Below are 14,837 nucleotides of genomic sequence, written 5' to 3'. Positions count from 1 at the left end.
ACCAAGCTGGCTATGTTAGTACTTAGACCAATTACAAAACACGACTTTGCTGCTTTGAAAGAAGTAGCAAAAGCGTCTGGCCACGGCTTTACATCGCTCCCTGTTTGCGATGATTTACTCGAAAGTAAAATTAATCGCGCAGTGGAGAGCTTTGAAAAAGACGTAAGTGCACCACGCGATGAAGGCTACTTATTCGTATTAGAAGACACCAATACAGGTGAAATTGTTGGCACTACTGCAATTGAAGCTGCTGTTGGACTCGATGTACCACTTTACCATTATCATATGGGTAAGACAGTTCACCACTCAAGTACACTAGGTGTTTACAACACAGTTGACATTCTCACCATGTGTAACGATTACACAGGTGCCACTGAAATCTGTACCTTGTTCTTGAAAGAATCACACCGCAGTGGTTTAGCTGGTCGTTTTCTATCGCGTATTCGCTTTTTATTTATGGCTCAGCATCAAGCACGTTTTTCAAACCGTGTAATCGCAGAAATGCGTGGTGTTTCTGATAAAAATGGCCATTCACCATTTTGGCAATGGTTACAAGAACACTTCTTTTCAATTGACTTTCCAACTGCTGATCATTTAATTGGTACGGGCAATAAGGTATTTATCTCCGAACTGATGCCTAAATACCCTATTTACGCCAATTTGCTCAGCAAAGATGCTCAGGCCGTCATCGGTAATGTTCATGATAAAACAAAACCCGCGTTAAGATTGCTAGAAAAAGAAGGCTTTGAATTTCGCGGTTATGTTGATTTATTTGATGCAGGGCCAACGGTTGAAGCGCAAATGGATAACATTAAAAGTGTACGAGAAAGCCGTTTGCTTACGGTGAAAATTGGTAAAGGCCAAAGTGTTGATACCTATGCGATTGCAAACCTTGAAGTCAATGCATTTAAAGCCGTATTTAGCTGTGATATTTCAATTGATGATAATGATGATACGGCAATCATCGACAGCGAATTAGCATCAGCGCTTAACGTTAAGTGTGGCGATTCAATACGAATTTTAAAATTAAGTTAGGTCGTGCTTAAACCTACTTTAATACACAATTAAAGTGTTCAGGTCGCCCTGTTCACTAATACAAAGGTAACATTATGCACAACAATGTAGATACATTATTTGAAAACTTATGGCAAAGCTATTTAGACGTAACGCCATCGGCAGTTAAAGTTCACAAATTATTAGGTGATACTCAGCAAACAGACGTGATTAATGACCACATTGCATTACGTACATTTAATATCGAAAAAGTGGGCCTTGAAAAACTTGCGCAACACTTTTTAGCTGTTGGCTACACAGAGTGTGGCGAGTATCATTTTGAAGCTAAAAAACTGTATGCAAAGCATTTTGAGCACAGTGATCCGACTAAACCAAAAGTGTTTATTTCAGAATTACTTGTTGAAAAGTTTTCGCCTGAGCTACAAAAAACAATTCACGCATTAGTTGAGCAAATCGACGAAGACGCAATTACTGCTGATAATTTCTTATACTCAGGTGCGCATTGGCAAATTGACTCAGCGACCTATGCAAAACTATTAGAAGAATCTGAATACGCTGCTTGGACTGCTGCTTGGGGTTACCGTGCAAATCACTTTACGGTTAGCATTAATCACCTCGCTAATTTTGAAACAATTGAAGCTGTAAACACAGCACTTAAAGATGCCGGTTTTGAACTAAACAGTTCAGGTGGCGAGATCAAAGGTTCACCAGAAGTACTGCTAGAGCAGTCTTCAACGCTTGCTGACAAAGCAGACGTAACATTTAGCGACGGTGTTAAAGCGATCCCTAGCTGTTTTTACGAATTTGCCCTGCGCTACGCAAAACCAGACGGCGATATTTACACCGGTTTTGTTGCTGCATCGGCAGACAAAATTTTTGAAAGTACCAACGCACGCTAATTGGTAGATAATAAAAAACGAGCCAATGGCTCGTTTTTTATTATTCGCTCACTATACTTAATAAACTGTGTTGTAACTGCCGCTATTATTTAGAAAGCGTGTTTATCGAGAGCCTTAATACCGATTGATGAAATATATTTTACTGCTTTTATTTATTTTACCGTTGCAACTAACCGCAAGACAAAACCAAGTTGAGGTATATACCTATCATAATATGCCGCCTTACGTTATCGACTTGGAGCAAAAATCAGGATTATATTTTGAGTTCGTCGATTTACTCAACCAAATGAATTCTGGCTATCAGTTTAAATTGGTGTACATGCCGAGAAAACGCATCGACCATCGTTTGAAACAAAACAAACTAAACGGTGTAGTCATAGGTGTAAATCCCAAATGGTTTAGAGATCCGACTCAATCACGCTATCATTGGACGCCGAAAATGATGTCCGATCAAGATATATTTGTGAGCTTAAGTAAGCACCCTGTGATTGTGAACGAACTATCAGATCTTGAAAACAAACGAGTTGGTGGCATTCACGGCTTTAAATACGTAGGGATAGATTCGTTAGCAAATCAGCAAAAATTAACCCGCGTAAATACACAAAGCGAAACGCAATTATTTGATATGTTGAAAAAAGAGCGTATCGATACTGCGATATTGAGCTATTACACCTTTCTTTATTTAAGTAAACAAGACCACAACGACTTCTACATTGCAGAAAAACATCACGATACATTTACTCGCCATATCATGTTGCCTAAAAGCCAAAATAACAGCTTATATTTAACGTTAAATTCAATTTTAATCTGTGAAGACTTTACGAAACACTGGAAACAACGCCTACTAAATTATACTATGCCTGTTCATTAGTATTTTATTTCTCTCACATGTCACATAAATATTGTCTGCTAGCTTCATTTATGACAGCGCTTGTCAGCGGGTGTTTTATTCTTTTAGATGTTGATTTTCTTCAACATTCTAATGAGATATTTTGGCATGTTCCCTACCGCTCCTTTGTCATCATGCTATGCCTAGTTGCCGTTGCCAGCTCTGCAAAATTAATCGCACATTCAACATTTTTTCAACAGAGCATTGCCAATATTGGACTATACGCCGCATTAAGTTGGTTTCCAGTGTCATTAATTTTCTCTGGTAACGTGCGCAATATATTCAGCGCAAGTAGTTTAGTCAGTTATGATGTATGGCTTATGTTTAGTTTGCTGCCGCTCGCGAGCGCAATCTTAATTAGCCTGATGTTTGTATACCAAAAAATTTTTAGTCACTAAGTTGTTGGTATTGTTACCGAGTACGTAACAATATTATTATCTGAATGTGCCACTTGGTGGGTCTCTAAGTTATTTGTTTTTAATCGATAACTAAAAAAGCAATGACTTGTATTGATTGCACCTAGCCCACCCAATGATTTTAACCAAGGCTTTGCATACCAAGTGCCATAAAGTCCCATTGTATAAGCACATGAGCGTAAGTTCGTTAAATTTGGAAAATACTTAGACCACACCGTTGTATACAGCTCGGTAACAACCAAAGAGTAAGGCGACGTATTATCACCATTATTTAATCGCGCCTCTAATGTATTCAACATTAAATTGCGACGTCGCCAATTAACCTCTGTTGTCGGTCTTGGTGGGTGCATTGCAAATACATCGAGCGTTTGCTTGTTAAATGTTATACCAAGTGACACCAAATCCCCTCTTTCATCTAAAAAGGATGTTTTTTGCTTTTTACTGATTGGGTACTTACTGATAATTGCAATATTACTCGGCAGGCTTTCTTTTTTGCGTATACCGTAATTAAAGCGCCCTTCACTTAAGACTTTTAATTGATTGATATGCAATTCATTGACATTGAAAAGAATTATTAACCCGGCATTGTGTTGTGTTATTTCTTGATAAATCGGTGAAAGCGCCAAGTCGAGTGAATCATCAAACGTGTATTGCAACACTTGTATCGCATCGCCCTCACGTTGGTTAACTAACTCTTCTGTTTTGCTAATAAACAATGTGCTGTTAAGATAGGCATTAAAATTTGCAGCAATCAATAATCCACTAATGAGCAGAAAAATTACCATTACGGTACGATTCCAAAAGCCCAACAGTAGACTTAGTGCGATTGACAGCATCGCAAATTGGGTTTGTAGACTGGCTATCAAATCAATTTGATAAATCGATTTGATGATTTCAAAGCGTGGCGTTAATTGCCCTAAAAAAACAACAAACAAAGCTAATAAAATCAGTATACGCACAGGTTATCTCGGGTTTTAACTTAATGTTAAAAGCGTAGTCTAATGTAATCATTTATGCTTAATTTTTGTTGATATGTTATGAAGATAGCAGCTTGGTTAAAGTGCAATAAATCGCAGACAAGATAACTAAATCTTATACATAAATGCGTTATTAAAGGAATTTCAATGCAAAAATGGGTGGCACGCACCCATAGTTTATTTGCGTTTTAAACTTAACGTGCCTGAAAGGCGCTTTGCAGGTTTTCTGGATTGCTCTTGTCGTTTACGCTTATCACGCGGTTTTTCGCTGGCTTTTGAGGCTTCGTTTAGCACAGGTTTAAACGTTTTCTTCGCTTTTTTATTATGGTCCGTTGAACGTTCTTGCGTTTTACTTGAATCGGCGATTGATGCATTAATTTGCGCCATTTCACTGTCGCTTAAAAAGCGCCATTGCCCCACCGCTAAATCATTTAACGATACATTCATAATACGAACACGTTTGAGCTTAGTTACTTCAAACCCTAAGTATTCACACATACGACGGATCTGCCGATTAAGCCCTTGAGTTAAAATAATATTAAAGCGTTTCTTGCCAAGTTGTTTAACTTTACACGGTTTTGTAATGGTATCTAGAATAGGAATACCTGACGCCATCTTTTCAACAAAACGCTGGTCAATTTCCTTATCGACTGTGACTATGTATTCTTTCTCGTGATTATTGCCTGCGCGCAATATTTTGTTGACGATATCGCCTTCGTTGGTCAAAAAGATTAGCCCTTCTGACGGTCTATCTAGGCGTCCAATTGGGAAAATTCGATCTTTGTAATTGATCGCAGAGACAATATTACTTTTAATTTTCTTTTCGGTTGTGCAGGTAACACCCACAGGCTTGTTGTATGCAATATAAACGCGTTTTGGTTTTGCCTTTAATGACTTACCGTTAACCGTAATGTTATCAGCATCAGATACTTTTAAGCCCATTTCGGCAACTGTTCCGTTAACCGTAACTTTACCCTCTGCGATTAACGTATCGGCTTCTCGACGTGAACAAATACCTGTTTCACTAATATATTTGTTTAAGCGCTTTAATTCACTCATATCTAAACAACTAAATAATCTATGGCGCTATTGTAATTCAGCCACATTTAAAACGCTTGCGTTTTCTCAGGTAAATGCACATGTTAGAATAGCGTTTTTGTTTTAGCACTTTGATTTTATGTTCTTAAAACCCAACTGGCGTATTCTTACCATTGGCGATGGCGACCTCACCTTTTCGTATTCGTTACTTGCTCATCATCAAATAACACATTTATCTGCGTCAGTGTTGGATGCGAAAGCAACCCTCATGAATAAATATAGTAAGAACGGCATTAACGGATTAAACCGATTAAATGCGAATGTTCATTATGAACTTGATATAACGAACGCTAAAACTTGGCCAAATACCCTTTGTGGTGCGTTTGACTTAGTGATTTTTCAATTTCCGCTTGTTCCTGCAGTTAAGTCAAAAGATGCGTTTGATCAGGCCCCAAATCAAAATATTGTAAATCGTAACTTGCTACGTAATTATTTACTTGCATGTTTTGACTACTTTTTAGATAAAAACGGTGCGCGTCTCAGTTACATCACTTCAAAAGAGGTTAAACCTTATAGCCATTGGCAGATTGAAACTGATCTTGTCAGCGACACATCTATCGCTTACTTGGGTAAACAAGCGTTTAACTATTCACTTTTTCCTGACTATCAAATTCGTAATGTTGACCGAGATAAACAGGTTAAAGACACTAAAGGCTTTATTTATTGTTACTCCGATGTATCACAGCCAGAATCGGTGATGAATCAATTTACACCGTTTGCTTTTAATAACACTGGTTATTGCCCGCTATGTCGTGTGGGCCCGTTTACATCTGAAGAAAACAAGCAACGCCATTTCGCTTCAAAAAAACACATTAAACTAGCCTCATATCAACAACAGTGGTTTAGCTTCTTATCAGAGCAATAATCACCATGGCTTGGCGGAGTAACGCGCGGTTAACCGCATCAGCCTTGGTTATATCTACGTATTATGGTATGTTGCGGGCATTTTTATATTAACCGTTATTATTCATGTCAACGATAGAAGTAAACTCTCAAGATAACCAAAATAAAGGGTTGTTTAATCGCTTTTTAGCAACCGTCGAATTCCTCGGTAATTTACTGCCTCACCCAATCACCCTATTTGCAATGTTCTGTGTTGCTATTGTTATTTTCAGTGGTATTGCAGATTGGATGGGAGTTAGCGCCATTGATCCACGCCCAGAAGGTGCTAAAGGCCGTGCACCAGATGGTGTGATTGAAGTTGTATCGCTTATGAGCGCTGAAGGTTTACAACGTATCGTGACTGGACTTGTTACTAACTTCACCGGTTTTGCGCCACTTGGCACGGTACTCGTTGCATTATTAGGTGTAAGTGTTGCAGAGCATTCAGGTATGTTATCAGCGGCAATGCGCGGCATGGTAATGGGTGCGCCAAAGCGCCTAGTAACGTTTATGGTGGTGTTTGCCGCGATTTTGTCTAACACAGCATCAGAACTTGGTTATGTAGTACTTATTCCGTTAGCTGCAATGATCTTCCACAGCCTCGGTCGCCACCCGTTAGCAGGCCTTGCTGCCGCGTTTGCTGGTGTTTCTGGTGGTTACAGTGCCAACCTGTTGCTGGGTACAATTGACCCATTACTTGCGGGTATTACAACGCCAGCAGCACAAATGATTGACCCAACATATGAAGTAGGCCCAGAAGCAAACTATTACTTTATGGCGGTTTCTGTTGTATTAATCGCCTTTGTCGGTACCTGGGTAACAGAAAAAATTGTTGAGCCTCGCTTAGGTAAATACAACAATGACGAAGCAAGCATTGATTTAGCAGATAACAAAATCGACCATTTAACTGACGTTGAGCGTAAAGGTTTACGTTACGCTGGTCTTGCATTTTTAGCGACATGTGCCGTACTTGCTACAACAATCGTGCCTGAAAACGGTATTCTACGTCACCCAGAAACCGGATTAGTAGCTGGTTCACCTTTCTTAAAAGGGATTGTTGTATTTATCTTTGTAACCTTTGCTATTCCTGGTTTTGTGTATGGTCGCGTTGTTGGTTCAATGAAAAATGACCGCGATATCATTGATGCCATGTCTAAAAGTATGAGCTCTATGGGTATGTATATTGTGTTGGTATTCTTCGCTGCGCAATTTGTTGCATTCTTTAAATGGACCAATTTAGGTACTATCTTAGCGGTTAAGGGCGCAGCTATGTTAACCGCCTTAAACTTAACTGGCCCTGAAGTATTTGTACTGTTTATTTTTATGTGTGCAGTGGTTAACTTGAGTTTAGGTTCATCGTCGGCACAGTGGGCAATCACCGCGCCAATATTTGTACCTATGTTAATGCTTATCGGTTATGCGCCTGAAACAATTCAAGCGGCCTACCGTATTGGTGATTCGGTAACTAACCTTATCACGCCAATGATGAGCTATTTCGGCTTAATACTCGCGGTGGCAACCAAATACAAAAAAGATATGGGCATAGGAACACTTGTCGCAACCATGCTGCCATATTCAATGTTCTTCTTTGTAGGCTGGGTATGTTTATTCTACTTGTGGGTATTCGTACTAGGTATGCCAGTTGGCCCTAACTCACCAATCTACTATACGCCGTAGAAGGTTAAGCTTGCTAAGCGCCATTGGCGTAAGCTATTACAATTTGAAATAAAAAAAGGAGCAATAAATGCTCCTTTTTTGTATTTAATTTTCGCTTTATCAGCTACTCAAGAACAACGAAATATTAAATTGGTTGTTACTTTTTAAATGCTTTTCTGATTTTCTGACGATTTTGCATTTTAGCTTCTGCACCGTATTGCGTTGCTCTGTTAGAACGAATACGCTTTTGCAGCGAGGTTTTCTTGCCGATTTTCTTAATTAAGCCGTCGCGGTTACTTACTTCAAAGCCAGGGTAATAAATGCGCTTAACTTTGTCTTGAATTAAGTCTTCAATTTGCGCTAGTACGTGCTCTTCTTCACGGCTAACTAATGAAATAGCAAAGCCCTTTTGCCCCGCGCGACCTGTACGCCCGATACGGTGAACATAATCTTCAGCAAGGTACGGCAAATCAAAGTTAATTACGCGTGGTAGTCCGGCAATATCCAAGCCGCGAGCCGCGACTTCCGTACCCACTAAAATAGTGGTTTTCCCGTCTTTAAATTCACGTAAGGCGCGGCGACGATTACCTTGGCTTTTATCGCCATGCATCACACCAACGGTAACGCCGTATTGTGTAAGTTCATCAACAATTAACTGTACATCTTCTTTCATGTTGACGAAAACCAGTACTTGCTTCCATCCTTTACGACAAATAAGCTCTGACAATAGCTCTAATTTTCTGTCGTTTGATACGGGATATGCAACGTGGGTGATTGTACTCGCCGTTTCGTTGTCTCTACTTACCTGAACAATTTTCGGGTTTTTAAGTGCTTTTGTCGCAAATTGTTTAACTGCCGACGGATACGTTGCTGAAAACAACAATGTTTGTTTATTTTTGTCACATTGCTCTAAGATGGTTTCAATATCAGAGCGAAAGCCCATGTCTAGCATACGGTCTGCTTCGTCAAGTACTACATGACACGCGTTATTAAGCGCAAAATTGCCTTTACGTAAGTGTTCAATTAAACGCCCTGGCGTTGCAACAAGAATATCGCAGCCTTTATTAACACGGTTAATTTGTTTGTCGTGCTCTACACCACCGAAAATTGCAACCGACTTTAAATTGTTAAACGCCGTAAATTGCTTAATGTTGTGATCAATTTGGTCAACTAGTTCACGCGTCGGCGCTAAAATCACAGCGCGAATTGACTCACCATTAGCGTTGCTATCAAGTAATTTTTGAATAATCGGCAGCGCAAACGCTGCTGTTTTACCTGTGCCTGTTTGCGCACTTGCAAGTACGTCGTGACCACGACGCACATGTGGTATCGCCATTTTCTGTACTGGCGTTAGTGATTCATAACCCATTTTCTCTAGTGCTGATAAAATCGAGTCAGCAAAGCTAAAGGATTTGAAATTCATAATATTGGAAACCTATTGAGGGAATTGTATTGATTATAACAAGGAAAGTACTGTGCAGAATAGCTAAAAGCGATCGTTTAACAGATCGCTCTTATAAAAACGGGCGTTATGGGGTAACGATAAAATCGCTTTGTGCGAGTTGATTAAGCGAATCCCCAACCAGCTTATCTTCAAACTGGCGCATTAACCCCATGCCTGTTTCGATTTGCTGATCGTTAAGCGGCACGTACGGTAAGCGGAATACAGGTTTTACCGCGCCCGATAACGCCAATGCGGTATTAATCGCAATTGGATTTGGCTCACAAAACAACCACGCCATTAATTGCTGGCATTGATCATTAAGTTCATTATTTTCACGGTCCATTAATTCACGAAATACGCTCGGAATTAAATTTGACGTAACTGAAATCACACCATGTGATTTGGCTTTATGGCGACTTTCATGGGCTTCGTCGTCGTTACCAGACCAACATGCAATGCCTTTGCTTTCATAATATTCAATTCGCTCATTACCGGCGCATTCTTTTACACCAATAAAGTTTTCTGACTGAGCAAGCTGTTCAATAATATCAGGTGTTAAATCTTGACCCGTACGCCCAGGTACGTTGTAAATAAATGCAGGGCCAATCGCTAATACACGTTCAAAGTGAGCAATAACCCCTTGATTTGACGTGCGTCCGTAGTAAGGATTAATCTGCAGTGCTGCATCCATACCTGTAGCAAAACCATATTCTGTGGCTTTAATTGCTTCTTTAGTATTGTTACTGCCGGTGTTACCAATAATAAGTAATTGGCCTTTAAATTTGTTAACGCTGTGGGCGATAAGCATTAAATGCTCTTCCCAGTTCATTAACTGGCCTTCGCCCGTTGTACCACCGACAATAATGCCATCTACACCAGCTTCGATTTGCTTTTCAACTAGCATGTCGTAAGTGGGTAAATCAATTTCGCCATTGCTGTGGTAAGGCGTTTTAATTGCGGTGATTAGACTCGCTTGTTTAATTGTGGCAACGTTTGTCATAGCTACTTATCATTATAAAAATTTGCACTATTTTAACCATAAACAAGGTGTCACGTAAGTAGGTAACAAGTCTTAGTTAAAATTTGTTGTTATTTTTATTAGTTACGATAAGATAACTGTACAAATATACAGTTAATTATTTTGCAATGGCTATATCCGAATACTTCGAAGATTATTTCTACTCGTTAAAACAGCTTTCTCTACACACAGGGGTAAAAGAGCACACCTTAAATGAGTGGCAAGACGCCTGTATTTTGCCAAGCGCCGCCTATCACTTAAAAAATCAAGTGCAGTCGAGCTCGTTTTTTGGCATTTGTGATTTCAATGAAGAGCAAGAGTATTACGCCCGAGGCTATACTAAATGGATAGATTTGTTAAAAAATCACTCAGAGCTGAGCTCAGCGCAAGCATATACCTTGTTCTATCAGCAATATGCAAAATCAGTAAACGATTTGGCCGCAAAAGGCTTTGAACTTAACGCCGAATACTTTGAAAATCTTGAAGAGCAAATTCAAAACCATTGGCAATTATTTTTGGCAGGTAAATATGGCGTTATTACAGCAAATGGCTTTATACATGAAATTGTTGCGCTAGAAGCGGTAGATTACTTAGTTAATAACTGTGAAATAGGCGACGAACAGTTAAGTAAATGTTTGCGTCTACTTGAGCGCACTTTAAGCTACCCACCACAGCAGCTAAATTGTGTGTCAAATGCCCATAAATTACTCAAGCGCCTGAAAGATTTATAGTCGAGTACTTAGCGATATTAAAAATATCGCTAAGTACCAAATCTAAAATCGGAACAGTAACGACACACTTAAGGTATCGGTTTTAATTTCAGCGATTTCAGTTTTCTCATAATCTAGGGTAAGCGCCATTGATTTGCTGATGCCGTAACCGATTCCCAGCCCACTTACTACAGACGTGCCGCGGTCGTCAACTTTTTGCGTGGCTAATGCGCTATCTTGATATATCAGTTGCTCCATTTTATTGTCCCAACCGATTACACCCACTTGCGCTTTTAAAAATAGCTTATCATTTATAGGCAATGTACCGACCAAACGTAAATCTGCCGCTAACGTTTCAAATTCGCCTTTATGCTTTGTCGTACTTGTTTTTTTGCCTTTGCTATCGGTGCTTTGCTCTGTCACTTTGAAATCGGCTACCCCAAAACGCGACACACCGCCTTCTAAAGCAACAAATCGGTTAAATTGAAAGCCAACTAAAACCCGTGCACCCAAACCGCTATCGTTGGATTTATACTTATATTCACCTAGGTTTTCGTCCACAACTGATGGTTTAAAATCAAGCGATTTAAATTTTTGCTGTTGTAAACTCAAACCGTAATATGCAAATTGATTATGGTTTTTTGCATATGAATTAAGTGAAAACACACTGACAATGAGAAAAAGTAAATAAGTTAAGGGTTTCATTATTGTCCTTAAAATGAAAATAAAACGGTGATCGCACACCAGAACCGATTAAAACGCTCTTATCTGTTAGATAAACGCTAAGACGTTATCAAGGTTATAAAAGAAACGCCGAATAACGGCGCAATATAATGCAAATTGAAAAATGATTTATCAAGTCAAATTACAATTATTAACAGTTAGTTACCAAATAATAGCTGCCAGAAACTGGGCTCATGAATCTTGTGATATTGCTTGCGTAATTTATCAATTTCGGTCAATCGCTTTTTAGCAGTTGGTAAGTCATTTACGTTTTGCTTAATTAACGCAACGTGTTTAAGTACACGCTCGATTCCTTGGTTCGATTTTTGCGATTCACGGTTAAAGCCAATGTGTTGCGACTTACGCAAGGCCTTTTCAATATCAGTTAAATGAGTAAGCAACTCATCTGATGTTTGTGCCGTTTTGGCTTGTTTGTAACTTAGTGCCATTTCTTTCATCACTAACGCTAGCTCTGATTGTTCAGCTGAGAGTGAAAAACACATTATAAAAATCGATAAAAGGAAGGTTTTTTTCATACTGCTCTCTTATTAGCTAAATCGCTAAGTATTCTAATTAATAGTGCCGTGATACTAATACCAATTCACTTAAGTAGCCGCTCATCATAGCGGAATATATATCATGCTAACGGCGTTAGAATGTATCAATGCGAAACAGCTACATAAGAGATATTCCGCCTTGGTATCACTTCTTTTATCCAGCGCTATCCCTAGTCTCACACTCAGCAGAATTGGTATTAAAAATCGCGCCTATTGTAACAAGAACATAAAAAAAGCCAATCACATGGATTGGCTTTGCAAGTACGTTAGGATTCTAATTAGCTAACTTGTTTTAGCTTTGCCTGTTCAGGCTTTAGTAAATTCATATCAAAGTCGAATTCATCAACGCGTATTGCAAGCTCACGTTTTACGTTGTAGTCGACCAGCATTTTATACTCATCTGCCGTAATAACGTTTGCTACCAAGGCGTTATCCAGTGTTTCAGCGAAGCGTACGCCAGCTTTGATTTCTTTCTTGCGTAGCGACTTTTTAATCTTAGCTAGCATATCTAAACACTCTAGTTTAGCGAGATACGCTTGTTGATTAATGTCGTGTCCATCGCCATTCGAAGCATGCACTAAATGCGTTAATTGCTTTTTAAATTTGGTATTTAACTGACACTGATGCGCAAGTTCTCTTACCAAATCATCATTGATACGCATTGAGCTTTCTGAGTAAGTTACTGTGATCAAGCGCATAAACTTACGTGTTGCACCAGATGGGAAGTTTGCTAAGAAATCGCTGATAGCGTTTTCAGCTTGTGCAATCGCCCAACGCGTTGCGTAATGGAAGTATGGTGCTGCTTGAGCACGATCTTCAGCAGATACTTTTTGCTCATAGTAACGAATTGATGCCATTGCTGCGTATAAATAACTCATTACATCACCTAAGCGCGCTGATAGTAGTTCAGCTTGCTTAAGTTTGCCGCCAAGTACAAGTAATGAGAAGTCTGCGTATACCGCAAGTTTTGCTGAAAGTTTATTGACCGCTTTTTCGTACTGACGCACTTCAGACAGTTTTGACTTCGCGCCTGCAGTAAATGGCAGTAAACCTTTAGTAAATGCACTTAAACTGTTACCAACACTGTAACCAATTGTTTTAGTTAACAAGCCGCGGAACGTAGCGTCTGCATTTTTTTCAGTACTGTGAATTGATTCAACCATGCTTTGTAGATGTGGGTGACAACGCATTACACCTTGACCAAAGATCATTAGGTTACGCGTAAGAATGTTTGCACCTTCTACTGTGATTGCAACTGGTTGACCAAGGTAGCCTTGCGCTAAGGTATTTTGCGGACCGCATTGAATTGCTTTACCGGCTTGAATATCCATCGCAGAATTTAGTACATCACGGCCAAGCTCTGTCATATGATATTTTGCAATTGCGGTTACTACTGATGGTTTTAAGCCTAAGCCCAAGCCTTCTGTTGTTAATACACGCATTGCTTCTTGTAAGTACGTTTTGCCCGCAATATCTGCCAATTTTTCTTGAATACCTTCAAATAAGCCAATGCTTAAACCAAATTGCTCACGCACTGCTGCGTATTCTGACGCTGATTTAAGTGCTACGTGGGCAGTTGAACAACCTAACGCTGGTAATGAGATACCACGGCCCGCGCCCAAACAACTTACAAGCATTTGCCAACCGCGACCAATGTTCTTTTGACCACCAATGATAAATTCCATCGGTACAAAAACACTCTGACCACGTGTTGTACCATTGTAGAATTTAATGCCCATTGGGTTGTGGCGATTACCCAGTTCAACACCTGGATGATCTTTTGGAATTAGCGCACAAGTAATGCCTAAATCTTCTTCGCCGCCAAGTAAACCTTGTGGATCTTTTACTTTAACCGCAAGACCAAGTACCGTTGCAATTGGTGCAAGCGTGATATAACGCTTATCCCAGGTTAGCTCTAAACCAAGTACTTGTTTACCTTGGTATTCGCCCATAGTTACGATACCTTGGTCTGGAATACCGCCAGCATCAGAACCCGCTTCAGGGCTTGTTAGGGCAAAACATGGAATATCTTGGCCGATAGCTAATTTAGGCAAGTAGTGCTGACGTTGCTCTTCTGTACCATAGTGCATTAATAGCTCACCCGGACCAAGTGAGTTTGGTACCATTACGGTTACTGCTACAGCTGTACTTTTGGTGGCGATAGTCGCAACAATCGTTGAATTCGCATATGGGCTAAACTCTAAACCGCCATACTGTTTAGGAATAATCAGTGAAAAGAAGCGATTTGATTTAATAAACTCTAGAATATTGTCAGGTAAATGATTTGAACTTTGGATCTCAGTTTCATCAATCATGTCTAACAATTGCGCTACTGGACCATCTAGGAATGCTTGCTCTTCATCGCTTAGTTTTGCTTCAGGCACTGCACGTAACGCATCAAAATCAGGCTTACCTTGATAGATAGAACCTTCTAACCAAACATCGCCTGCATCTAAGGCTTCTTGCTCTGTTACAGAGATACTTGGTAATACTTTTTTCAAACTTGTTCTTAAACTCACGGCTACTCATCCGACCAGATAATTTTTATACATTA

The 14,837-nt window shown here is 39.6% G+C and carries 14 protein-coding genes; 7 read left to right on the top strand and 7 right to left on the bottom strand.

The window, feature by feature from the left end:
• The first annotated feature begins 12 nt into the window (after positions 1 to 12).
• From astA to AC2IOM_RS14675, 4 genes are all read left to right on the top strand, one after another.
• Positions 13 to 1,035 carry an arginine N-succinyltransferase gene (astA, locus tag AC2IOM_RS14690; RefSeq protein ID WP_486360210.1) on the top strand — a complete coding sequence of 341 codons (1,023 nt, stop codon included), beginning with the start codon at positions 13 to 15 and terminating at the stop codon, positions 1,033 to 1,035.
• A 74-nt stretch (positions 1,036 to 1,109) separates the two neighbouring features.
• Complete coding sequence (locus AC2IOM_RS14685; RefSeq protein ID WP_486360209.1) at positions 1,110 to 1,913, top strand: 2-oxoadipate dioxygenase/decarboxylase family protein; 804 nt, start codon at positions 1,110 to 1,112, stop codon at positions 1,911 to 1,913.
• A 127-nt stretch (positions 1,914 to 2,040) separates the two neighbouring features.
• A complete protein-coding gene (locus AC2IOM_RS14680) occupies positions 2,041 to 2,784 on the top strand; it encodes a hypothetical protein (RefSeq protein ID WP_486360208.1) in 744 nt (247 codons plus the stop codon).
• A 50-nt stretch (positions 2,785 to 2,834) separates the two neighbouring features.
• The gene (locus AC2IOM_RS14675; protein ID WP_486360207.1) at positions 2,835 to 3,200 is read left to right on the top strand and encodes a hypothetical protein; all 366 of its coding nucleotides are present in this window, start codon (positions 2,835 to 2,837) and stop codon (positions 3,198 to 3,200) included.
• Here the strand turns inward: AC2IOM_RS14675 and AC2IOM_RS14670 are convergent.
• Positions 3,197 to 4,177 carry a hypothetical protein gene (locus AC2IOM_RS14670; RefSeq protein WP_486360206.1) on the bottom strand — a complete coding sequence of 327 codons (981 nt, stop codon included), beginning with the start codon at positions 4,175 to 4,177 and terminating at the stop codon, positions 3,197 to 3,199. The genes AC2IOM_RS14675 and AC2IOM_RS14670 overlap by 4 nt on opposite strands.
• A 195-nt stretch (positions 4,178 to 4,372) precedes the next feature.
• Positions 4,373 to 5,254 carry a 23S rRNA pseudouridine(2604) synthase RluF gene (gene rluF / locus AC2IOM_RS14665; protein WP_100915147.1) on the bottom strand — a complete coding sequence of 294 codons (882 nt, stop codon included), beginning with the start codon at positions 5,252 to 5,254 and terminating at the stop codon, positions 4,373 to 4,375.
• Positions 5,255 to 5,372: 118 nt separating this feature from the next.
• Here rluF and AC2IOM_RS14660 point away from each other — a divergent pair, with 118 nt between their 5' ends.
• Both AC2IOM_RS14660 and AC2IOM_RS14655 read left to right on the top strand, forming a co-directional pair.
• Entirely contained in the window at positions 5,373 to 6,158 is a 786-nt protein-coding gene (locus AC2IOM_RS14660) for a Rossmann-like fold-containing protein (RefSeq protein ID WP_486360205.1), read from the top strand.
• A gap of 104 nt (positions 6,159 to 6,262) precedes the next feature.
• A complete protein-coding gene (locus tag AC2IOM_RS14655) occupies positions 6,263 to 7,852 on the top strand; it encodes an AbgT family transporter (RefSeq protein ID WP_100915145.1) in 1,590 nt (529 codons plus the stop codon).
• Positions 7,853 to 7,988: 136 nt separating this feature from the next.
• Here the strand turns inward: AC2IOM_RS14655 and AC2IOM_RS14650 are convergent, their stop codons facing one another.
• Both AC2IOM_RS14650 and dapA read right to left on the bottom strand, forming a co-directional pair.
• On the bottom strand, positions 7,989 to 9,254 hold the full coding sequence (locus AC2IOM_RS14650) for a DEAD/DEAH box helicase (RefSeq protein ID WP_054979793.1): 1,266 nt from the start codon (positions 9,252 to 9,254) through the stop codon (positions 7,989 to 7,991).
• A gap of 106 nt (positions 9,255 to 9,360) precedes the next feature.
• Complete coding sequence (gene dapA, locus AC2IOM_RS14645; protein WP_105172936.1) at positions 9,361 to 10,275, bottom strand: 4-hydroxy-tetrahydrodipicolinate synthase; 915 nt, start codon at positions 10,273 to 10,275, stop codon at positions 9,361 to 9,363.
• A gap of 146 nt (positions 10,276 to 10,421) precedes the next feature.
• Here dapA and AC2IOM_RS14640 point away from each other — a divergent pair, with 146 nt between their 5' ends.
• Positions 10,422 to 11,024: a DUF6058 family natural product biosynthesis protein gene (locus tag AC2IOM_RS14640; RefSeq protein ID WP_054979791.1), complete on the top strand. Its 603-nt coding sequence runs from the start codon at positions 10,422 to 10,424 to the stop codon at positions 11,022 to 11,024.
• Positions 11,025 to 11,066: 42 nt separating this feature from the next.
• On the opposite strand, the gene AC2IOM_RS14635 is transcribed toward AC2IOM_RS14640, so the two are convergent.
• The 3 genes from AC2IOM_RS14635 to AC2IOM_RS14625 all read right to left on the bottom strand — a co-directional run bounded on the left by AC2IOM_RS14635 (position 11,067) and on the right by AC2IOM_RS14625 (position 14,802).
• Positions 11,067 to 11,708, bottom strand: coding sequence for an outer membrane beta-barrel protein (locus AC2IOM_RS14635; RefSeq protein WP_486360204.1), 642 nt, complete (start codon positions 11,706 to 11,708; stop codon positions 11,067 to 11,069).
• A gap of 176 nt (positions 11,709 to 11,884) precedes the next feature.
• The gene (locus tag AC2IOM_RS14630; RefSeq protein ID WP_486360203.1) at positions 11,885 to 12,262 is read right to left on the bottom strand and encodes a cytochrome b562; all 378 of its coding nucleotides are present in this window, start codon (positions 12,260 to 12,262) and stop codon (positions 11,885 to 11,887) included.
• A gap of 299 nt (positions 12,263 to 12,561) precedes the next feature.
• Positions 12,562 to 14,802 carry an acyl-CoA dehydrogenase gene (locus tag AC2IOM_RS14625; RefSeq protein ID WP_486360202.1) on the bottom strand — a complete coding sequence of 747 codons (2,241 nt, stop codon included), beginning with the start codon at positions 14,800 to 14,802 and terminating at the stop codon, positions 12,562 to 12,564.
• Positions 14,803 to 14,837: the final 35 nt, after the last annotated feature.

It is taken from the genome of Pseudoalteromonas sp. NS-SX12, from assembly GCF_057367955.1.
Note: the sequence above shows the minus strand (reverse complement) of the source record. Positions and strands in the feature narration are given on the sequence as shown.